Source organism: Roseibium denhamense (genome assembly GCF_009711415.1).
GTDB lineage: Bacteria > Pseudomonadota > Alphaproteobacteria > Rhizobiales > Stappiaceae > Roseibium > Roseibium denhamense.
The window spans coordinates 1-441 of the sequence record NZ_SMLZ01000025.1 but is presented as its reverse complement, the minus strand read 5'-3'; the positions used below and the strand labels follow the sequence as shown (position 1 = coordinate 441).

1 protein-coding gene is annotated in these 441 nt (G+C 52.8%); it reads left to right on the top strand.

Annotated elements, in window-relative coordinates; genetic code table 11:
* Nucleotides 1-441 (top strand): flagellin hook IN motif-containing protein (locus E1180_RS00070; protein WP_208996741.1); only part of this gene is annotated, 441 nt, incomplete at both ends.

The window sequence follows — 441 nt, the reverse complement described above, 5'->3', positions numbered from 1 at the left end:
AACCTGTCTGACTTGGCAGAAGGCCAGGGCGGAACGACTTCCTTGCAGCTGCAGGGCGGCAAAACCACGATCTCATTGACCGATGGCACTTCCTCCCTCACCGCAGACAGCATTATCAGCGATCATACCGCGATCTCAACGACGGCAGAACTTCAGTACTATTCAGACAGCACTTCCTCTACAGCTCGTATTGGAACGACGTCTGTTACCGCTGGGGCAACTGTCCAGGATCTGGTTGATTCACTGAACGCACTCGACGGTGTTCGCGCCGAATTCGACAATGACTCCGGTGACTTGACTATCTATTCAGATGAAGACTTCTTCATTGGTAACCAGTCAGGCACGGCAGAACTGGCAGACTCAACGATCAGTGCAGCGAACTTTAGCTCGACCACACAGATCTTGAGCGATACCGCATCCTTCGCGGTAGGTGATACACTC